17 protein-coding genes and 2 pseudogenes are annotated in these 20,093 nt (G+C 61.8%); 18 read left to right on the top strand and 1 reads right to left on the bottom strand.

Translation table 11 applies throughout. The features are described from left to right. Positions 1-227 precede the first annotated feature (227 nt). Complete coding sequence (locus tag ACZ1JC_RS22935) at positions 228-698, top strand: pyridoxamine 5'-phosphate oxidase family protein (protein ID WP_465137969.1); 471 nt, start codon at positions 228-230, stop codon at positions 696-698. Here the strand turns inward: ACZ1JC_RS22935 and ACZ1JC_RS22930 are convergent. Beyond that, positions 692-1,537, bottom strand: a complete 846-nt coding sequence (locus ACZ1JC_RS22930) for a sugar phosphate isomerase/epimerase family protein (RefSeq protein ID WP_465137970.1) — start codon at positions 1,535-1,537, stop codon at positions 692-694. The genes ACZ1JC_RS22935 and ACZ1JC_RS22930 overlap by 7 nt on opposite strands. A 283-nt stretch (positions 1,538-1,820) precedes the next feature. On the opposite strand from ACZ1JC_RS22930, the gene ACZ1JC_RS22925 reads away from it, so the two are divergent. The 17 genes and pseudogenes from ACZ1JC_RS22925 (at position 1,821) to ACZ1JC_RS22845 (ending at position 19,856) form a co-directional block, all read left to right on the top strand. Next, positions 1,821-3,008 carry a MaoC family dehydratase gene (locus ACZ1JC_RS22925; RefSeq protein ID WP_465137971.1) on the top strand — a complete coding sequence of 396 codons (1,188 nt, stop codon included), beginning with the start codon at positions 1,821-1,823 and terminating at the stop codon, positions 3,006-3,008. Between the two features lie 12 nt (positions 3,009-3,020). After that, the gene (locus tag ACZ1JC_RS22920) at positions 3,021-4,727 is read left to right on the top strand and encodes a class I adenylate-forming enzyme family protein (protein ID WP_465137972.1); all 1,707 of its coding nucleotides are present in this window, start codon (positions 3,021-3,023) and stop codon (positions 4,725-4,727) included. 65 nt (positions 4,728-4,792) lie between these two features. Continuing rightward, entirely contained in the window at positions 4,793-5,677 is an 885-nt protein-coding gene (locus ACZ1JC_RS22915; protein WP_465137973.1) for an MBL fold metallo-hydrolase, read from the top strand. Positions 5,678-6,094: 417 nt separating this feature from the next. Further along, a complete protein-coding gene (locus tag ACZ1JC_RS22910; RefSeq protein ID WP_465137974.1) occupies positions 6,095-6,940 on the top strand; it encodes a TonB-dependent receptor plug domain-containing protein in 846 nt (281 codons plus the stop codon). Beyond that, a complete protein-coding gene (locus ACZ1JC_RS22905; protein WP_465169090.1) occupies positions 6,858-8,255 on the top strand; it encodes a TonB-dependent receptor in 1,398 nt (465 codons plus the stop codon). Before ACZ1JC_RS22910 ends, ACZ1JC_RS22905 begins: the two co-directional genes overlap by 83 nt. Then, positions 8,252-8,581 (top strand): annotated as a pseudogene (locus ACZ1JC_RS22900) (alcohol dehydrogenase catalytic domain-containing protein); the annotation flags it as partial. The gene ACZ1JC_RS22905 and the pseudogene ACZ1JC_RS22900, both read left to right, overlap by 4 nt. Before the next feature lie 4 nt (positions 8,582-8,585). Further along, positions 8,586-9,257 carry a zinc-dependent alcohol dehydrogenase family protein gene (locus ACZ1JC_RS22895; protein WP_465137975.1) on the top strand — a complete coding sequence of 224 codons (672 nt, stop codon included), beginning with the start codon at positions 8,586-8,588 and terminating at the stop codon, positions 9,255-9,257. Between the two features lie 12 nt (positions 9,258-9,269). After that, positions 9,270-10,253, top strand: a complete 984-nt coding sequence (locus tag ACZ1JC_RS22890) for a phosphotriesterase family protein (protein ID WP_465137976.1) — start codon at positions 9,270-9,272, stop codon at positions 10,251-10,253. A gap of 135 nt (positions 10,254-10,388) precedes the next feature. Further along, positions 10,389-10,931 carry a nuclear transport factor 2 family protein gene (locus tag ACZ1JC_RS22885; protein WP_465137977.1) on the top strand — a complete coding sequence of 181 codons (543 nt, stop codon included), beginning with the start codon at positions 10,389-10,391 and terminating at the stop codon, positions 10,929-10,931. Beyond that, a pseudogene (locus tag ACZ1JC_RS22880) lies at positions 10,928-11,823 on the top strand (SDR family NAD(P)-dependent oxidoreductase). Before ACZ1JC_RS22885 ends, ACZ1JC_RS22880 begins: the two are co-directional and overlap by 4 nt. After that, positions 11,813-12,379 carry a nuclear transport factor 2 family protein gene (locus tag ACZ1JC_RS22875; protein ID WP_465137978.1) on the top strand — a complete coding sequence of 189 codons (567 nt, stop codon included), beginning with the start codon at positions 11,813-11,815 and terminating at the stop codon, positions 12,377-12,379. The pseudogene ACZ1JC_RS22880 and the gene ACZ1JC_RS22875 overlap by 11 nt, the downstream one beginning before the upstream one ends. A 5-nt stretch (positions 12,380-12,384) precedes the next feature. Next, positions 12,385-13,272, top strand: a complete 888-nt coding sequence (locus ACZ1JC_RS22870) for an SDR family NAD(P)-dependent oxidoreductase (protein ID WP_465137979.1) — start codon at positions 12,385-12,387, stop codon at positions 13,270-13,272. Next, positions 13,269-14,186 carry an SDR family NAD(P)-dependent oxidoreductase gene (locus ACZ1JC_RS22865; protein WP_465137980.1) on the top strand — a complete coding sequence of 306 codons (918 nt, stop codon included), beginning with the start codon at positions 13,269-13,271 and terminating at the stop codon, positions 14,184-14,186. Before ACZ1JC_RS22870 ends, ACZ1JC_RS22865 begins: the two co-directional genes overlap by 4 nt. 261 nt (positions 14,187-14,447) lie before the next feature. Then, on the top strand, positions 14,448-15,506 hold the full coding sequence (locus ACZ1JC_RS22860; RefSeq protein WP_465137981.1) for an AraC family transcriptional regulator ligand-binding domain-containing protein: 1,059 nt from the start codon (positions 14,448-14,450) through the stop codon (positions 15,504-15,506). A 466-nt stretch (positions 15,507-15,972) separates the two neighbouring features. Continuing rightward, the gene (locus tag ACZ1JC_RS22855; RefSeq protein WP_465137982.1) at positions 15,973-16,539 is read left to right on the top strand and encodes an RNA polymerase sigma factor; all 567 of its coding nucleotides are present in this window, start codon (positions 15,973-15,975) and stop codon (positions 16,537-16,539) included. Continuing rightward, a complete protein-coding gene (locus ACZ1JC_RS22850) occupies positions 16,529-17,497 on the top strand; it encodes a FecR family protein (protein ID WP_465137983.1) in 969 nt (322 codons plus the stop codon). Before ACZ1JC_RS22855 ends, ACZ1JC_RS22850 begins: the two co-directional genes overlap by 11 nt. Continuing rightward, positions 17,484-19,856, top strand: coding sequence for a TonB-dependent receptor (locus ACZ1JC_RS22845; protein ID WP_465137984.1), 2,373 nt, complete (start codon positions 17,484-17,486; stop codon positions 19,854-19,856). The genes ACZ1JC_RS22850 and ACZ1JC_RS22845 overlap by 14 nt, the downstream gene beginning before the upstream one ends. Positions 19,857-20,093: the final 237 nt, after the last annotated feature.

Here is a 20,093-nt window from a genome sequence, read left to right as displayed (position 1 = left end):
GAAGGCGATCAACGTGAACGAGCCGAGCAGCTTGGCAACCGTCAACGAGAATTATAGCGCGAGATGTCAGGCCGAATGGCGAAGCGTGGCCTTTCGATTGCTTTGCTGGTTTCCCGATAAGGTGCCGCTGGCGCGATCATGAAGGAGGCTGGTTGTGACGCAGATTGAGCATCGCTCAGCGCCGTCGCATTCTCAGATGCCGTTGGCGGCATTGGAGAGCCCGCAAGATGACATCGCGTCGCAACCTCATAAGAATGGATGAAGAAGAAATCCGACAGTATCTCTACGACCAACGTCGCATCATTGTGGTCACCATCGGACCGGAGGGCATGCCGCATCCCGTGCCGATGAATTACGGTATCGACAACGCAGGTCGTGTCATCATAACAACCTTTCGCAAAAGCCAGAAAATCGCCAATCTTCGGCGAGATCCTCGGGCAACTTTACTCGTCGAAAGCGGCGACAAATATCACGAATTGAAGTCGGTTATCGTATATGCGGATGCCGATATCATTGTAGATCCGGATCTGGTGGCAGCAAATATGCGCCTTGTCCGATCAAGCAATTTGCTGGCCGCCACCAAAACGCCGGAAATGGACGAGCAGATCCGCGCGTCGATGGCAAAGCGCGTCGTAGTTCTGTTCACACCCTACAAATTTGTCAGCTGGGACCATTCGAAGCTGGGAGCGTATTATTGATTCGGCCGGGCATATTTGTTGGGGGCGAGCGAATGTGCGGCTTTCAAGGCCCCGATCAGATAGGCCTCGCGCGAGAGACCGGAGCGTGCCGCCGCGGCCGAGGGAACTTCCAGCCCAACAGGGCAGTGTGCCGGAAGTGCTGCAAGAAACGCGCCCAGCGGCAGGACGCCCGATCCGGGGAGGGACCGTTCTTCTCGCGCGTCCTGGTAATATCCGTCGTAGAATCCGGCTTCCTTGGCGTCGCAGAGCTGGGCGTAGCCTATCATTCGGTTGGGCAGCTTGCTCAGCTCCTCTAAAGTCCCGCCGGAGGAGAAAAAGTGCATGGCATCGACCAGAACGCCTGCATTTGTCGCCCTGGACGCATCGACGAGGTTCATTGCTGCGAAAATGTCGGGAACGGGCGTCGCCGGCAAGAATTCCACCGTCACGGGAATGCCGCGCTCCGCGCCCATTGCCGCAAAGGCGGCGAATTGTTCGAGGTTGCGAGCCGGATCCGGATCCATCGCGCAGACATTCAATCGCCTGGCACCCAGTTCGGCCATGAGATCGAAATCGGCTTCGGCATCAGCTATGCTTCGGCTAGGCAGAATGACGAAGCCTTCGCCAAGACTCACTTCCACTCCATGATCGGCAAGCGCCTGTTTCAACCGGCACAACCGTGGCCGGTCCCCGCGCAGTGTCCAGTCTGGCTCACCACCGAACGGCCCCGTAATCGGAGCGAGCCCCAGCCCAATGCGCCGGCATCCCAGTTTTGCCGCGAGTTCGACAAACACGACCGGTTCCTGACCGAGGACGCTGATGAATTCTATCCCGAACCTGCCGTTTGCAAAATCTTCCATTAGTTATTCCCTTTCCGGGCTCAAAGCGCGATGCGAGCTCAGCGTACGCGGCGGCCAGGCCGTCGTTCCTGTTGCGGTCTGCGATGACCACCGGAGGCTGGCAGCTGCATTTTGCCCTGTCGCGCCGGTTTGGCGTGGTTGAACTTCGATATCGCCCGTGCGCGGTACTGGTTGTCAGGATCCGTCAAGTCTAGGGCAGGGATTCCAGACAATTGTTTCACTACAGGCAAGAGTCAGGCGGTAATCCATCGGACCTGGCGAAGTGAGACATGGGAGAACCAGAGTGGCCGAAAGTGATGCCAAGGTACAGATGGACATCAGTGACGTCGAATGGCGGCTTGGTCACCAGGTCGGCGGCGGCGAGCTTTGGGAGCCATGCAACAAGACAGACATCCGCCGCTGGGTCATGGCAATGGACTACGTGAACCCGCTGCACTGGGACCAGCGTTTCGCGCAGGAAACCAAGTTCGGCGACATCATCGCGCCGCAGTCGATCTGTGTCGCGCTCGATTACGGGCATGGCAACAATCAGGCCTGCGTCGGCCGGATCGAGGGCCAGCACATGATCTTCGGGGGCGAGGAATGGTGGTGGTACGGCACCCATGTCCGCCCCGGCGACCATCTGAGCCATGAGCGCATCTTCACCGGCTACAAGCTGACCGACACCAAGTTTGCAGGGCCCACACTGTTCCAGCGGGGCGATACCATCCATCGCAACCAGCGCGGCGATCTGATCGCCAAGTCTTGCCCCACCGTGATCCGCTATCTGGCGAAGGAAGCAGAAAAGCGGGGCATGTACGCCTCCAGCGCCGGCGCACCGCGCAAGTGGACGTCGGCCGAACTGGCGGAGATCGATCAGGTGCGCCGCGACTGGTTTCTTTCCAACCGCGAAGGCAAATCGCCGCATTTCGAGGAAGTGTCGGTGGGCGACAAACTGCCGCGCCGGGTAATCGGGCCGCACTCGATCGCCAGTTTCACTACTGAATACCGCGCCTTCATTTTCAACATCTGGGGCAGCTTCTACTGGCAGGGGATCGAGGGCGTTCCCGATTGCTGGGTCAATCAGGACATGGGCTGGATCGAAGGATTCTCGTTCGACGAAGTGGGCGCAATGACCGATCCGCGCCTGCGCGACGGGCTCTACCTCGGCCCCTCGCGCGGCCATATCGACGATGGCCGCGCCAGCGAGATCGGCATGCACCGGGCCTATGGCTACGGCGCGACGATGGCAGCCTGGAATACCGACTACCTTGCGTTCTGGGCCGGGCATGACGGCATGGTTCGCCATGCCAAGAGCGAGTTCCGCGGGCCTGCGTTCGAAGGCGACGTCACCTATATCGAGGGGGAGGTCGTGGAGAAGATCGAGAAGTCCGATTGGGGCTTCCCCGTTGTGCGCGTGGAAGTGCGGATGACCGATCAGGACGGCAAAACCGTCGTCACCTCCGTCAACGAAGTCCAGTTGCCGTACTGAGGAGGACGGACATTGTCTTCGCACGATTTCGTCGTCGATCGCTCCGTCTCCATCGCGCGCGGGATCCCGCTTTGCGAGGAGGCGGGGTTAGGAGAACTGACGCTGGGCGACTTCCTGCGGGAAGTGACATCCCGCTATGGCGGCCGCGAAGCGCTGGTCCACCGCCTTGACGACGGGGCGCGCGAACGATGGAGCTATTGCGACCTTTGGGACCGATCGCGGGAGGTCGCCAAGGCGCTGATCGCGACCGGGCTGGGCAAGGGCGAGCGTGTCGGCGTCCTAATGACGAATCGGGCGGAGTTCCTTTCAGCGATGTTCGGGGCGGCGCTGGCGGGCGGTGTTGCCACGCCGCTCAGCACGTTTTCGACCCCGGCCGAACTTAACTATCTGATCGAGAATTCGGCGGTTTCGTATCTTCTTTTCGAGGAGAGCGTGCTCAAGAAGGATTTTCTTGAGATCGTTTGCGGGCTCGATCCGCTGATCGCTGCGAGCGCGCCCGGCTGTTATGCGTCTAGCCGGTTCCCGTTCCTGCGAGAACTCGCCGTGGTTGGCGGGGAAGGGAGGGGCGCTGTCCGGTCCTGGCGCGCTTTTCTGGATCTTGGGCAGGCGGTACCGGAAGACAGGCTGGATGCGCGGGCAAAAAGCGTGGTTCCGGCCGATCCGGGCGCACTGTTCTTTTCCTCCGGCTCGACCGCGCGGCCGAAGGGCATTCTCTCCGCCCATCAGGGCGTATCGCTGCAAATGTGGCGCATGGGGCGCCAGCAAGGGTTGAGTGACGCCGTGCGCAGTTGGACGGCTAACGGTTTCTTCTGGTCGGGCAATTTCTCGATGATTATCGGCGGCACCCTGTCGATGGGCGGGTCGCTGATCCTTCAGCGCACCTTCCACCCCGCAGAAGCGCTGGATCTCCTTCAGTCGGAGCGGGTGACCTTTCCCTTCGCATGGCCGCATCAATGGGAGCAGCTTACGGCGGCTCCAAACTGGCAAACGGTCGATCTTTCCTCACTGAAGTTCGTAGATACGGCATGCCCGATTGCCGCTCATCCAACGGTCACGACCACGTGGATCGAGCCCAAGCACTGCTACGGCAACACCGAGACTTTCACGCTGAGCGCAGCGTTTCCGGCGATGACCACCGCTAAAGACGCGGCCGAGAGCCACGGGGTGCCACTGCCGGGAAATCTGATCAAGATCGTCGATCCACTCACAGGACAGGCAGTCTCGCTGGGCGAAAACGGAGAGATCGCGGTCAAGGGACCGACCCTGATGCTGGGATATCTCGGCACGCCGCTGTTCGAGACTTTGGACGAGGAAGGCTACTTCCGCACCGGAGACGGCGGACGGCTCGACGAGGAGGGCCGCCTGCTCTGGCAGGGCCGGCTGAACGACATCATCAAGACCGGCGGCGCTAATGTCTCTCCGCTCGAAATCGACGAGGCCATTCGCGCGCTGCCTGGCATCAAGATGAGCCAGACCGTCGGCGTGCCGCATGAAACGCTTGGTGAAATCGTCGTTTCCTGCGTGGTCTTTCATGCCGACGGCGGAATGAGCGAGGATGCGGTTCGCGAACGGCTGCGTGCGGTACTGGCCAGCTACAAGGTACCGCGGCGGGTCATCGGCCTCGACGAGCAGCAGTTGGGATTGACCGGATCGGCAAAGATCAAGACATCCGAACTACGCTCGCTTGCGGCAACGTGGCTGGCGAGCGAAACGGGCTGACTAGAATTCGGGAATGGTCTGCCGCCAGCGCCGGGATCGACCGGCAGACGGAACAAGGGAGCGTGATGACGAACTTCCGGATAGGCAGCGCTCTGGTGGGTTCCGTGTTGGAAATGGAACTCACCGGCCGGCCGATTGCCTCTCTTGGGGCTTCGGACGAGCTCGTGGATCGCCATCGCTCATGGCTGGAGCCCTATTTCCTTCAGCCAGGAGACACCTGGAGCCTGAACTTTCGCAGTTGGGTGGTGCACGTCGATGATCTTGTCATCGTCATAGACCCGTGCAACGGCAACGGGCGCCCCAACATCATGCCGATGTTCGACATGCTCGACATTCCGTTTCTGGAACGGTTCGAGGCGACGGGTATTCGCTCGGAAGACGTCGATTACGTCTTCTGTACCCATTTCCACCACGATCACTGCGGATGGAATACGCAGCTTCGCGGCGGTAAATGGGTGCCGACATTCGCCAATGCCCGCTACCTTTTCGTGCAGCGGGAGTACGATCGCTGGCACCCCGACAACGCCGCCAGTGTCGCGTCCTTGCCCTACAACGATGGCGTGTACGAGCGGTCGATCGCGCCGGTCGTGGAAGCGGGCCTCGCCGATTTGGTCATGGAGCCGCATCGGGTTTCGGCCAGCCTCGCCATAGAGCCGGGTCATGGACACACGGCAGGCCATTGCATGATGCGTCTGCGTTCCAGCGGCGAGGAGGCGGTCTTTGCGGGCGACGCCATCCATCATCCGCTTCAACTGATCGATCCGAACATAAAGTTCGGCGACCATGACGACTGGGGAGCGGTCATCGAGACCCGGCGCCGTTTGGCGGCCGACAGCCTTGAACGTTCGACGCTGATTATCCCCGCCCACCTGCCAGTTCCTCATGCCGGTTACGTGCGGAAGGCGGATGGAGGGATGTGGTTCGAGGCCTACGCGCCGATGCAGGCCTAGCAAGAGGTCTCCCTATCGCCGCCAACCTCCATTTGGGGGCGATAGGGCGCGCCGCACGACGACACGCTGACTTCGGTATCATCGCTACAGCGAAGTTCGGCTGGCGGCGCGGGATTGTCGCGATCCGTCAAGTTTGAACCCACTACCCCGTTCCATTTGATGCGGACGCCGAAGGCGCTTCGGCCCGCACACGAAGAGATGGCGAGCGGTAATCGCGACGCATCCAGGGGAGGATTTCATGATTGGCCTGAACACCACGCGATCTGCGTCCATTTTCGCAATCGCCTGCGCGTCGGCAAGCTGGCCGGTAATGGCGCTTGCCCAGCAGTCCGCAGACGACAAAGCCGCATCGGCACCCACAGAAATCGTCGTGACGGCCCACGGCGCTCGGAAGCGTCGCGCGATGTGCCGATCAGCGTGACCTCGCTCGGGCCCCAGCAGCTTGCGACCGCCAATGTCGAGAGGCTGTCCGACACGGCCAAGATCACCCCCGGCCTGCGGTTCGATACGCAAGGCCCGGCAGTGCAGCCCACCATTCGCGGCGTCGGCACGGCCATTACGACGTCTGGCGGAGGGCCCAATGTCGGTATCTACGTCGACGGGTTCTTCCAGGCCAATACCTACATGTCGGACTTCAACCTGCTCAATGTGCGGAGCATCCAGGTTCTGAAGGGCCCGCAGGGCACGCTGTTCGGCCGCAACACCACGGGCGGCGCGATCCTCGTCACCACCGCAGACCCGAGCACCGAGACGAGCGGCGAGGCCAAAGTCAGCTACGGCCGTTTCAACGCGGTGAACGCGCAGGCTTACGCCACTTTCGGCATCAGCGACCGCGTGGCGATCGATGTCGAGGGGCTTTACCGGCGCGGAGACGGCTACTTCACGGACGTTTCGAACGGCAACGACAATATCGGCAAGTACGAGGACTGGTCGCTCCGCGTCGGCATGAAGGCCGAGCTCACGGACGATGTTTCGCTGCTCCTGCGCTGGGTCCACGCGGAGACCAACGATCCCACCACCCAGTTGGTCAACGCCGACGTCGACAAGACCGGCAGCGCCGGCTTTCTTCGACAAGGTTTCGGCGGCCGGTCAGGCGATCTACGGAACCTCCAGTTCCAAGGGGCTGCCGCTGGTGTACCTCTATGCGCCAACGGGCACTTTCGCGACCAAGCCGGGCGATGTGCTGCTGAATACGCCGGTGAGCTTCCGCTCGAATTCCGATGCGCTTCAGGCGACGCTGAAGGCGGACCTGGGCTTTGCTGACTTCACCTCGTACACGCAGTATCGCAAGGACCTGTCGCCCTATTACGGCGACCTCGATGCCACCGCGATTCCGATGTTCAACATCTATGTCGGCGTCAATGACGAGACCTGGAGCCAGGAATTCCTGGTGAATTCCAAGCCCGGCTCAAGGTTGCAATGGACGGCGGGCCTCAACTACTTCCAGATTCGCGACACCTGGGATATCGGCGCCAGCTTCGGCGGATCGCCCTTTGGGCCGTTCGGCGGCTCCAGCACCACCACGAAGTCCTACGCGGCGTTCCTCGATGCGACTTATGAGGTGAGCGACAAGCTGTTTCTGACGCTGGGCGGCCGTTACAGCCATGACACGGTTGGGGATGCCTACTTCATCACCAACTTCACGACCACCAGCTACACCGGCCCCAATGGCGAGCAGGTGCCCTGGACAGGCGGCGCGGGCGTGCAAATCCCGGTCCAGACCCTGAAGAACGACAGCTTCACGCCCCGCGCGGTGATCCGTTTCAAGCCCAGCGAGGAATCGAGCGTCTATGCGTCCTACACCAAGGGCTACAAGGCGGGCATTCTCAACGTCGGCGGCTATTCGCAGCAGCCGGTGAAGCCCGAGAAGATCGATGCCTTCGAAGTCGGGTACAAGTACGACGACCGGGTGTTCTCGGCCGATCTTGCCGGCTTCTTTTACGACTACAAGAACTTGCAGGTTTCCAGCTACCAGAACGGCACTGCGCAGATCCGCAATGCCGCATCCTCGGAAATCTACGGCATCGAAGCTCAGCTGCGCTACAAGGTGAGCAGCGCGTTCTCGCTTCAGGCTGGCGCATCGTGGACCCATGCCCGCTACAAGTCGTTCAGCAACGCACCCTATTACAGCTACTGCGATCCGGCGGTCACCGATCTGACCAACTCGATGGCCTGCATCCCGACATCGCTCGGCGGAACCGGCCCTGGCGCGTTGACGCAGACCTCGACCGATGCCTCGGGCTTCAAGATGCAGCGCGCGCCCGAGTTCACCGGTAACATCGGGGCTAGCTATGGCCTTGATCTCGGCGGCGGCAAGCTCGCGCTGTCCGGCAACCTCTACTATACTTCCAGCTTCTACTTCGACCCTTCCGAGCAGTTCCGCCAGAAGGGATACGAAGTCCTGGCGCTCAGGGCGGAGTGGACCGATCCCACCGACCGCTACACCGTCGCGGTGTTCGGGGACAATGTGACCAATCGGCGCTACCGCACGCAAGTGCTGTTCAACACGCTGGGCACGGGTGCCGTCTGGAATTCGCCGGTCACCTACGGCATCGAACTGAGCGCGAAGTTCCGATGAAGGCGCTGTGCCTCATCGCGCAACCGGGTGAGGGCGGCGATCGGCTCCAGCTTGACCAAAGCCCCTCGCTTCCGGTCGGTCCCGGCGAGATCCGGGTTCGCGTGCGTGCAGCTTCGCTGAACTTCAGGGACGGCCTCGTCGTTGCAGGCGTTTTCCCCGCGCCGGATGGCTTGATCCCGCTGTCCGACGGCGCGGGGGAAGTCATCGAACTGGGAGAGGGCGTTACCCAGTTCGAGCTGGGCGACCGTGTGATCAGCCTGTTCCATCCCAATTGGACCGACGGCCAAATCGATCGTGCCGAACTGAACAATTCGCCCGGCGGACCGGCCGATGGCTTCGCGTGCGAGGAAGTCGTGCGGCCGGTCCGGCATTTCACACGGGCACCCCGAAACCTCTCTTTCCTTGAAGCCGCGACGCTCCCCTGCGCCGGCATGGCGCGCGGTCGTCGCGGACGGCGGGGTGAGGCCCGGTTCGCGTGTGCTTATCCTGGGAACGGGCGGGGTGTCGCTGTTTGCGCTGCAATTCGCCAAGGCGGCGGGCGCAACCGTCCTCGCCGTCACGTCCTCGCCCGAAAAAGCCGATCGCTTGCGCCTCCTTGGCGCGGATCACGTGATCGACCGGACCGTGACGCCGGAATGGGGCACGGCGGTGGTTGAGCTGAGTGACGGTCTGGGCGTGGAGCATGTGATCGAGGTGGGCGGTCCCAACACGCTGGCGCAAAGCTTCAAGGCGGCGCGTACCGGAGCGCATATCGCCATCATCGGGGCGACGGCGGGCTTTGAAACAGACATCATGCCGTTCGCCATCGTGCAGGCAAAACGGCTCCGTTTGCAGGCCGTGACGGTGGGCAGTCGGCGAGATCAACTCGACATGGTCCGCGCGATCGAGGCGCATGACATGCATCCGGTGATCGACCGGGCCTTTCCTCTCGAAGGATTTGCAGACGCGCTGGCGCACATGCGCTCAGGCACTCAGCTCGGCAAAGTCTGCCTGGAAATCTGAAGGGATTGAGGCGTGACCACAATTCAAACGGCAAATGGAACGATTTGCGAGAAGGACCTCGGCCGGGTCCTGATCCACGAACATATCTTCCTTATGGATATGGAATACACCTTCAATTATCGGCCCGATTTCCTGTCGCCCAAGACGATCGACGATGCAGTCTCGCGGCTCGATGATTTGAAGGCGGCCGGATTCGACACGATCATCGACCTCACCGTTCTGGGACTTGGGCGGCACATGCCCAGTATTGCAAAGGTTGCAGCCCGAACCGGCATCAACATCATCGTTTCGACAGGCGCCTATACGTTCGATGCCGTCCCCGCGCCTTTCCAGTTCTGGGGCCCCGGATTGCTGCACGATACCGGCGTAGAGCCGATGGTCGGGCACTTCGTAGCCGATATCGTCGAGGGTATAGCGGATACCGGCATCAAGGCCGGAATGCTGAAATGCGCGATTGATGCCCCCGGCCTGACGGGGGGCGTCGAACGCATCATGCGGGCCGTCGGGCGCGCCCATGTGCTGACGGGGGCTCCGATTACCGTTCATACCTCGGCAAAACAAGAAACCGGCCTCATCGCGCAGAAAGTGCTGTCCGAGGAAGGCGTCGACCTTGAGAACGTGGTGATTGGCCACAGCGGCGATACTGCGGACCTCGATTACCTGATGCGGATTGCGGACCGGGGTTCGATGCTGGGAATGGACCGTTTCGGCGTGGAGTTCGAGATTTCGATGGAACAGCGCGTGGCCACAATCGCTGCGATGGTCGGACGAGGCTACGCATCTCAGATGGTCCTGAGCCACGACTGCTGCTGCTGGTCGGATTTCTTTCCCGAAGTCGCCGATTATAACCAGGCCATGCCTCGCCATCACTACCTGCATATTCACGACGACGTGCTCCCGGCGCTTCGCAATGCCGGCGTGTCTCAACTCGACATCGAGCGCATGCTGATCGCCAACCCTCGGCGGGTACTGGTGAAAGAGCGTGTGTCTCATTGACGAGAAAATGACGAGCGGGGGCCGGAATCTCGATGACCCGCAAGTTCAAGTGTCGCGATCCGTCAAGAGTTTGGGGTCGGCCTGGCGGTAAGCAACAAACGGTCAGGCGCCGCATGCCGACAAGGAGAGGAATGCATGACCCCCGATTTAACCGCTCTCGCCGATCGCGAGGCAATCCGCGATTGCATCGCCCGCCTCGCGCGCGGCGAGGACCGGCGCAGCGCGGACCTGATCCGGTCGTGTTGGTGGCCGGAGGCCCGGTTCGACTATGGGGTCCACGCCGCCGATTTCGAAACCTATCTCGCCTGGGTGGTGCCCGGCGCCGATGCGATCAAGGACACGCAGCACCTGATCGGCCAGTCGGTCATCGTGCTCGACGGCAATAAGGCGCGCGTCGAAAGCCATGTCTTTTCCTATCACCGGATCGATATGGGCCAAGGGCACAAGGATGGAGATCGCGATACCTGCATCGGCGGGCGCTACCTCGACACGTTCGAAAAGCGCGATGGCGAATGGCGCATCGCAGACCGCGTGATGCTCTACGATTGGGAGCAGGACTGGGGCGCCGCTGCGGACTGGTCCAAGGGCGTGATGGGCTATCCCTTCACGGCGGAGCATTTCCCGGGCCGGGCGAAGGGCGATTTCAGTGAGCGCTGGTTCGCCGGAGAGACGGCATGACCGCGCCGCTGGCCGGAAAGGTCGCGCTGGTCACCGGCGCCAGTCGGGGGATCGGGAAGGGGATCGCACTGGTCCTCGCCGAACAGGGGGCGACCGTCTACGTCACCGGACGCACGGTGCGGGAAGGGGACTATTACCTGCCCGGAACGTGGGCGGCACCGCGGCCGAATGCGACACGCGCGGCGCGGAGAGCGGCGGGCGCGGTATTGCCGTCGCTTGCGATCATGGCGACGATGCGGCCGTCGCCGCTCTGTTCGAACGGATCGCGGCCGAGCAGGGCCGGCTCGACATCCTCGTCAACAATGCCTTCTCGCTCTCCGACGATCTGCTGGAACCCAAGGGATTCTGGGAAAAGCCGCTCTCCAATCTGGAGATGTGGGATGTGGGCGTCCGCTCCAACTACGTGGCGGCGTGGCACGCAGCGAAGATCATGGCGCCGCAGAAATCGGGGCTGATCGTTGCGATCTCGGGCTTTGCGGCGGTCACTTATACCTATGGCGTGATCTTCGGCACGTCCAAGTCAGCCGTGGACCGCATGGCGCGTGATATGGCGATAGAACTTGAGCCGCACGGCGTCGCGTCCCTGACGCTGTGGCAGGGGCTGACCTTGACCGAGAAGGCCAAGGACAACCTTGCCAAGATGGGCGACCGGATGACTACCTCGATCACCCAGATGCACGGCAGCAGTGTGGAGCATCCCGGCCGCGTCATCGCCGCGCTGGCCGCCGATACCGATGTGATGAAGCGGTCCGGCGGCGAGTTCGTCACTGCCGAACTGGCGCAGGAATACGGGCTTACCGATGTGGACGGGCAAGTGATCCAGTCCGCCCGCGCCACGCGCGGATCGCCGATCTGGAAACCGATTGCGGAGGTGAACTATCGTGGCAAGTGAAGCCGCACAGGACCGCGCGGCGCGTCTGGACGCGCTGCTGGACAAGCAGGACATCCACGAATGCCTCGCCCGCTTTTCGCGCGGAATGGATCGGTTCGACCGGAACGTCTACCTCTCCGCCTTCTGGGACGATGCCGAGATGGCGGCCGGGCCTTTCGTGGGCTCTGCGGCGGATTGCTGGGACTGGGCGGTACCGATGCACGAGGCGGGGCAGATCGTTACCCACCATGCGCTGCTGCAGACCACCATCGATCTGGACGGCGACAGCGCGCATAGCGAGACCTACTACCAGTTCGTCGGCCGCAATCGGGATGAAAGCCTGTGGATCGCGGGCGGCCGCTACGTCGACCGGCTGGAGCGTCGAGGCGGCGAGTGGAAGATCGCGCTGCGCACCAATGTGATCGAGTGGGGTTGCCTGCCGCCACCGATGCCGATCCCCTTCGCCGATGTGCCCGATATCGCGCTGAACGGCGTTTCCGCGCGCAGCAAGGACGATCCGTCGTATCAGCGGCCACTCGTCAACCGGCGCGCGCTGCAGAATCCGGTGAAGGGGTGACGGGCATGGCACGGCTTTCGGATGGTCTTGTGGGCAAGGTCGCGGTTGTTACCGGCGCCACGCGCGGCATCGGCAAGGGCATTGCCTGCGCGCTCGCCGAACATGGGGCGACCGTTTACGTCACCGGCAGGACCTCCGGTGCGGGCCAGCACTCGCTGCCGGGAACGCTGGCTGAAACGGTGGCGGAGGTGAACGCGCGCGGCGGCAAGGGCGTGGCCGTGGCGCTCGATCTCAAGGATGACGCCCAGATCGCTGACCTGTTTGAACAGGTTCGCCGGGACGAGGGGCGGCTCGATCTGCTGGTCAACAATGCCATGGCCATTCCCGATGCGATGACCCGGCGCGACGGCTTCTGGGAGAAGCCGGTCAGCGAATGGGAAATCTGGGATACCGGGATGCGCGCCGCCTATATCGCCGCCTGGCACGCGGCACGCGTCATGGTGCCGCAGGGATCGGGTCTGATCGCCGCGCTGTCCGGCTATGTGGGCGTGACCTATACTTACGACCTCGTGTTCGGCACCACCAAGACCGCGACCGACCGGATGATGCGGGACATGGGCCATGAACTGCGCGGGACAGGCGTTTCGGCAGTCTCGCTGTGGCAGGGCTTCACTTATACGGAGCGGGCGGTTGAAAACCTGAAGACGGTTCCGGGCATGGCTGGCCTGCTCAACAGTGCGGTCGGCTCGTCGCCCGAGTTTCCGGGCCGGGTGATCGCGGCGCTCGCAATGGACCCGCAAGCCGGATCGCGTTCGGGCGGCACTTTCATCAACGCGGAGCTGGCCGCCGAATACGGCCTGACCGACCGCGATGGACGAACGATTCCGTCCCTCAGGGAAACGCGCGGCGCCCCTCTTTGGGCGGCTGGCGATACAACGTGGAGAGCAGCATGAGCGAACGTCGTTTCGATGGCCGGGTCGCCGTCATCACTGGCGGCGCCCGCGGGCTGGGGCGCAGTTATGCCGAACTGCTTGGCTCGCTCGGCGCCAGAGTCGTCATCAACGACAATGGCAGTGCCTTGTCGGGGAGCGGATCGGATGCTGGACCTGCCGAGGAGGCGGCCCAGGCCCTGCGCAATGGCGGATTTGAAGCTGTGTCCTCGACCGACAGCGTCGCGACGCCCGAAGGAGGCAAGGCAATCGTCGAGGCCGCGCTGGATGCTTTCGGCCGGATCGACGTGCTGATCCACAACGCCGGCAACAACCGTTTCGCGATGCTGGACGAAATCAGTTACGAGGATTTCCGCGCGGTGGTGGATGTCCACCTGCTCGGTGCCTTCCACGTTGTTCGCCCGGCGTTTGAGCGCATGACCAAGGACGGTTATGGACGCATCGTCCTGACGGGATCGATCGGCGGCCTCTATTCGATGCCTAGCGTGGTGAACTACGCGGTATCGAAATCCGGGATGATCGGCCTCAACAACATCGTGGCGATCGAAGGCGCCGCGCGGGGAGTGAAGTCGAATATCATTCTGCCCGGCGCGGTTACCCGGATGGCGGAGGGGCTTGATACCTCTCAGTACCCGCCGATGGGGCCGGACCTCGTGGCGCCCGTCGTCGGGTGGCTGGCGCATGAGAGCTGCACGGTATCAGGCGAGATGTACGTTTCGATGGGCGGGCGCGTCGCGCGTGCCTTTATCACGGAGACGGAGGGGCTATACCGGCCGGATTGGACCATCGATGCAGTCGGCGAGAATATCGACGGGATCCGCGATACAAACCACTTGTGGACCTTCCATCCGGCCGAGGACGGATTTGCTCAACACATGGCGCGCAGCTTCGAGCTTGTCAGGGAGCGACAGGCTTGATGTGTGAACTGCCTCGGCACCTGCATTTGCGCCGGCGCACGGAGCTAATACAAGAGCTATCCGGACTTCGCATTGATGGTATGTGGGGCCTGCCCCTTTGAGGGAATACAGACACGCAGTATTGCCTGCCCTTCCATTCACGACCTTCACGGCATCGCATAGGCGTTTTGGAGCTTGGCTGGGGTTGATGGCGCAACCTTTGGGTTCAAACTGGACGGCAGTCGTCAGTAGATATCGGCTTCCAACGCAAAAAACCGAGAGATGAACCAGATCCCCGTTCCGGCTGAGCTGTGGAGGCAACAATCGGCTTCCGAGACGATACAGGCGCGAATTCTTCGATTCTTGCCTGAGCTGATCCTCGAACTCGGCGGGCAACCGATGGATATACTCGGGCCGTTCGATCTCGACCGCGAAAGCTGCGCCCTGGAGGGGCGGGTCACTTGCCGGCAATGGGCCGAGGTACTCGAATTTGCTGCTGCAACGCTCAACGTCGAGGATTTCGGAATGCGGCTTGCCTTGCGGCAGGGCGGGACCGCGTTGTTCGGCCCCTTGGGCAACGTAATGCGAAACTGCCGAAATTTCGGCGAGTCCCTCGCCTACGCTGCGACGCATAACTCGGCCCACAGTCTTGGCGCGAGGGTTTGGATGGGTCGAACCGCTTCGGGAAATACGGTTTTCATGGGGCATGAACTGCTCGCGCAGGGCATTTCCAGCCGCAGTCAGGCCATCGAACATGCACTGCTAGCAGGCCACCTCGCGGCGCGGGCAATAACGGGTGGGCAGGTCGGCGTGCGCAGGGTTCATTTCCGGCACGATGCGATTTCATCGCCCGCGATATACCGGCGCTATTTCCGATGTGATGTCCGTTTTTGCTGCAACGAGGACGGCGTTGCATTTGCGGCCGAAGACCTCCAAAAATCGATCATCGAGCCTGACGAAGTTTCGCTGTGCGACCTAATCGAGCGCATCGACAGGGAGTATGGCACCCAGCGGCCACCATTTCACGCTCAGGTTCGCGGCGTGCTGATGCAGTTGCTGTGGACCGGCAACAGCGTTGTTGAGGACGTTGCGCATGTATTGAAGTTGCATGTGCGCGCGCTTCATCGCCGCCTCCACGCCGAGCAGTGCACCTTCCAATTGATAAAGGATGAAGTTCGGCGCGACGTCCTGATGTACTATCTCCAGCACACATCGCTTCCATTCGGGCGGATCTCCGAAAAACTGGGGTTTTCCGAACAGTCTGCAATGTCGCGCTTTGCAAAATCTCAGCTGAACAAGTCGCCAAGAGAGTATCGACGGGCCGAGGCGGGGTTTGTTTAGGCGAGGGGAAAATTGGATCGGTTCGTAGCAGCACGCCCATATTGGCCCGAATCTCCCGGGCGGCCCGGTCAATCTCGCCACCACCAGATACTGATTCAAAGCGATCCGTGCCGCGTTGGAGCTGTATCATTTCAACTCAGGAAATTCTGTATGCGTGGTGCAGTTGCTGCATCACCTCCTGAGCAATGCGTGAGAGGAGGCCGGCTCTCTCGCGAGGCTGCAGATGCGTGACCTATGATCATGTTCGCAATTGTTATCTGCCGCTAAATGGACCGCGGCATTCATCTAGATGCCACCGGTCCGTGGATTCCTCAGCAAATAAATTTCTTGCCTAAACTCTGGGCTTTAGAGCATTTTTGCGGTGCACGCTTTGCCGGGTTGAGCCCTTCGGGTCGCAGCTGAATGGCCTCTGCAGAACGGGCTGCGCCTTTGATGGCGCTGCATACAAGAGAAGTTGGCGAAAACAATGTCGAATGGTGGTTTGCTGGGAGTCCTTCAGGACAATCGCCCAGCATTGCTACGATTCCTCATGCTTCGAGGGGCAACCGCCGAGGAGGCTGAGGATGGGATCCAGGAGATCTCAATCCGTCTGGCGACGGGGCCCGTGGCGCCCGTGGCGCAGCCTCGCGCTTACTTGTATCGGATGGCATCAAACCAGTTCCTCATCAACCGGAGGACGGCCGAGCGCCGCTCGCGGCGGGAGGAGGATTGGGTCGAGGCAACAACGGGCGATCCACCAGAGATCGACGATCGTCCTTCGCCCGAAGCGGCAATGATCGCCGCGCAGCAGTTGCGCGTGCTCCAGGTCGTGCTCGATCGGCTGCCCGAGCGCACGCGAAGCATCTTCCGGCGCTTTCGCCTGGACGGCGAGCCGCAGCGCGAAATCGCCGAGGATCTCGGCATCAGCGTAAGTGCCGTGGAGAAGCATCTGGCACGGGCATACGAGGCCGTCGCATCTATCCGCAAAAGACTTGATGGGGATCGGTTGCCTGAGCGGCATCTCAGGTCGGGGGTAGACCGCAATGGAAATTGAAATGCAACCGATCGACCGCGAAGCAATCGACTGGCTCGTGCGCCTTCGCCACGGCGACGACAGCGTATGGGACGCGTTTGTCGAATGGCTTGCCGCAGATCCCAGGCATCAGCAGGCCTATGACGAGATCGCTCAGGTCGATTTCGAACTCGATGACTTATTGCCGCAGGTATCGTTCGTCGAAAGTGCCAACGACGACGCGTCGGAAGCCGACGTTTTCGAAGGATCGGCATCATCGAAGTGGCGGTTCTGGGCGCCGGCCGGACTTGTTGCGGCTTCGCTCGCGGCCGTGCTCTCCTACACGCAGTTCAGCACCGATCGCTACGAGGTCTTTACGGGGCCGGGCGAGACGCGGGAAGTAGCGATCGCACCGGGTTCGAGCGTCAGGCTAAATGGCGGCACCAAATTGGTTCTCGATCACAAGGACGCGCGATTTGCTTCGCTCGAGGGCGGCGAAGCATTTTTTCGAATTCAGCATGATGCGGACCGGCCCTTCACCCTTCGGGTCGGCGACAACCAGGTCCAGGACGTTGGTACGGTTTTCAACGTGGTTCACAGCAACGGTGCCGTACGTGTTTCGGTCGCTGAGGGCGAGGTCCTGTACAATCCGCGTGCCGAGGCAGTGAGGCTAACTGCCGGTCAAGCGCTTGTTGACGCCGGTAGCGGCGCCGCAATTGATGTGGCAACGGTAGATGCGAAGGCAGTCGGAGCCTGGGAACGCGGACAGTTGATTTATTCGGCCGCTCCTCTCTCGCAAGTCGCTGGCGATCTCGGTCGTAAGCTCGGTGTCTTCGTTAAAGTGGAGGGATCGCTTGCAAACCGGAAATTCTCGGGCACGCTGTCGCTCGACGGATCGGGGACGAAGCAGCTTTCCCGAATCGCCTTGGCTCTCGGCGTTGGCCTGGAAGAACGGCAGGGCGGATGGATCATGAAGCCGGGGGACGGTGGCGCGCACTAACTGGGTTCTTGCGTTTGCAGGACTGACGACATGCATTCCCGTAGCGGCCGTAGCCCAATCAACGGATTTTCGGGTAGCTCCGGGACGTCTCGGCGACGTTGCCGCGACGCTTGGAGCGCAGGCGCGCGCCACTGTCGCCGTGCCCGATCCGGAAATTGCCTTACGTCATTCACCCGGAGTGAAAGGCACTCATTCGCTTCGCGAGGCAGTGTCCCGGATACTCAAGGGCACGGGCGCGCGTGCGGTCTTTCATGATTCCCGGACAATCTCCATCGTTGCAGGGCGGTCGCGCGCCACGGAGCCTGCCCTTTCGGTAAAGGCAACTCCTCCGCCCGAAACCGTGGGCGAGGATATCGTGGTCGCCGCCAGCAAGCAGCACGTGACGATCGATCGCTATCCCGGATCGGTCAAGGTCATCGGCCTCACGCCTGCCTGGACGGCCGCCAACGGTTTCCAGGGAACTTCGGCGCTTACCGCGCTACAGCCCACCCTAAGTGCAACTGATCTTGGGCCCGGGCGCAACAAGCTCTTCATTCGCGGCATCGCCGACAGCAGCTTCAGCGGCCAGACGCAGGCGACCGTGGGCGAATACCTCGGAAACGTGCGGCTTAACTACAATGCGCCCGATCCCGATCTGAACCTCTACGACATGTCGCGCATGGAGGTTCTAGTCGGTCCTCAAGGCGCGCTTTATGGGGCAGGGTCCCTTGGCGGCATAGTTCGTCTCATGCCGAATATGCCGGATCCCGATCGATTTGCCGTCTCGGGTGCCGTCAACCTCGGTGTGACCCAGCAAGGCGGCATCAGTCGGGATGGTGCGGGAATGCTGAACATTCCTTTGGCCGACGGTGTTGCCGCCCGCCTTGTAGTCTATGGGGGGTATGCCGCCGGCTACATCGACGCACCCGAGCAGGGGCGACGCGACATCAATGGATCGAAACGGTATGGCCAGCGGATCAGCCTCAGGACCGAAGACTTATCGGGCTGGACACTGGACCTCGGTTTCGTCTTCCAGAACATTTCGGGGAACGACGGGCAATACACCATCAAGGGTGAGCCGCCCCTAACGCGCTCGGGCACCACCATGCAGCCCTTCGAGAACAATTACCGCCTCGGCTACGTCAGCGCCGAGCGGCCGATCGGCAGCGTGGAACTGACCACGACGACATCGCTCAGTTTGCACCATCTGGTAACAACCTACGATGCCACGGGCTACGATCAGTCTACCAGGCCCGCGCTCTACACCGAGCACGACGCCGTGCTATTGTTCTCCCATGAAACCAGGGTGTCGGGGGGCGGTTCGAACAAGCCCTGGGTCGCGGGTGTCTCCGCAATCGTGAACTCAAGCTATGTGACTCGTGACTTCACCACTGCGGATGGTCCTTACGAAATACCCGGCGTCGTCAACCGGCAGGCCGAAGTGGCGGTCTTCGGTCAGATGTCCCGGCCGCTTGGTCCGACGCTCACCGGCACCATCGGTGGACGTCTCACATACAGCGCGACCACGGGCTTCCTTACCGGCGTCAGCTTCGAGGACCTGCCAGCTTCGCAAAGGCGGGCAATGCGCTTCTCGGGCACTTTCGCTCTCGATTGGCGTCCCGGCGGGCCTGTCTCCGGTTTCTTCCACTATCAGCAGGGCTATCGGCCCGGCGGCCTTGGATATGGGCTTTCCGAAACCGGTATCGCCGCGCAGCGGTATGATGCCGACGATCTCCACATGAACGAGCTCGGCGTCCGGATCGGCGATGCCGGGAGTGATACACTCTCTGCGCGCGCGGCTGTCTTCATGGCGATCTGGCGCAACATCCAGGCCGATCTCATCGGCAGCAGCGGCTTTTCCTATACGGCCAATATCGGGCAGGGCACCATTCACGGGCTCGACGGGGAAATCATCTGGAAGCCGCGCCGAGGCGTCTCGATCTCACTTGCGGCGTTTCTCAATGACAGCAAGGTCGGGAAACTCAGGCCGGGGATCGAGCCGAGCACATCCCCCGATGTCCTCGATATCTCTCGGACGCTGCCGGACGTTGCGCGTAGCGGCAGCCAATTCACCGGGGAGTGGAGCGGTCGACTTGGTGCCCGGACGATGGCAACCGCTCGTGGATCGCTGCGCTATGTCGGGCGCTCTCAACTGGGGATCGGCTCGCCGCTTGATGTCTCTCAGGGCGACTACGCCGTTGCCGACCTGTCGCTCCAGCTTCAGCGAGGAAAATTCGGGCTGACTCTTTCCCTCGACAACGTCACCGACACGCGGGGCAACACGTTCACATTCGGGAACCCCTTCACCTTGTGGCAGCGCAATCAGATGACGCCGCTACGTCCGAGGACGGTGCGGCTCGGCCTCCAGGCGAATTGGTAATGCTGCCGGGGAAACGGCGCTGTTTGGAATGATAATTTTCTAGTGAGGATGCTCCACCGGAGTGGTGTCTCAGAAGCGAATGGAGTCCACATTCCGTCGCGGTCCAGCCGGATCGCTCGCTCAATCCGACCCGGTTTCGATGCACCGCGTCCCTGGCGTTGACCCTGTCTCCGCCCGAGGCACGGGCGACCTTGGCAGGTGTGTGAAGTGCCTTTTGGCTGACGGTGAGTGGGCTCT

It is taken from the genome of Sphingomonas sp. BL-S-28 (assembly GCF_055521515.1).
The sequence above is the reverse complement of the archived record's forward strand: the minus strand, read 5'-3'. Positions and strand labels throughout refer to the sequence as shown.

Coding starts and splice junctions, on each gene's coding strand:
- ACZ1JC_RS22915 (WP_465137973.1), top strand. CDS start 4,793: ATGACGAACTTCCGGATAGGCAGCGCTCTGGTGGGTTCCGTGTTGGAA.
- ACZ1JC_RS22885 (WP_465137977.1), top strand. CDS start 10,389: ATGACCCCCGATTTAACCGCTCTCGCCGATCGCGAGGCAATCCGCGAT.
- ACZ1JC_RS22930 (WP_465137970.1), bottom strand. CDS start 1,537: ATGGAAGATTTTGCAAACGGCAGGTTCGGGATAGAATTCATCAGCGTC.
- ACZ1JC_RS22935 (WP_465137969.1), top strand. CDS start 228: ATGACATCGCGTCGCAACCTCATAAGAATGGATGAAGAAGAAATCCGA.
- ACZ1JC_RS22870 (WP_465137979.1), top strand. CDS start 12,385: ATGGCACGGCTTTCGGATGGTCTTGTGGGCAAGGTCGCGGTTGTTACC.
- ACZ1JC_RS22855 (WP_465137982.1), top strand. CDS start 15,973: ATGTCGAATGGTGGTTTGCTGGGAGTCCTTCAGGACAATCGCCCAGCA.
- ACZ1JC_RS22860 (WP_465137981.1), top strand. CDS start 14,448: ATGAACCAGATCCCCGTTCCGGCTGAGCTGTGGAGGCAACAATCGGCT.
- ACZ1JC_RS22865 (WP_465137980.1), top strand. CDS start 13,269: ATGAGCGAACGTCGTTTCGATGGCCGGGTCGCCGTCATCACTGGCGGC.
- ACZ1JC_RS22895 (WP_465137975.1), top strand. CDS start 8,586: ATGGCTTCGCGTGCGAGGAAGTCGTGCGGCCGGTCCGGCATTTCACAC.
- ACZ1JC_RS22850 (WP_465137983.1), top strand. CDS start 16,529: ATGGAAATTGAAATGCAACCGATCGACCGCGAAGCAATCGACTGGCTC.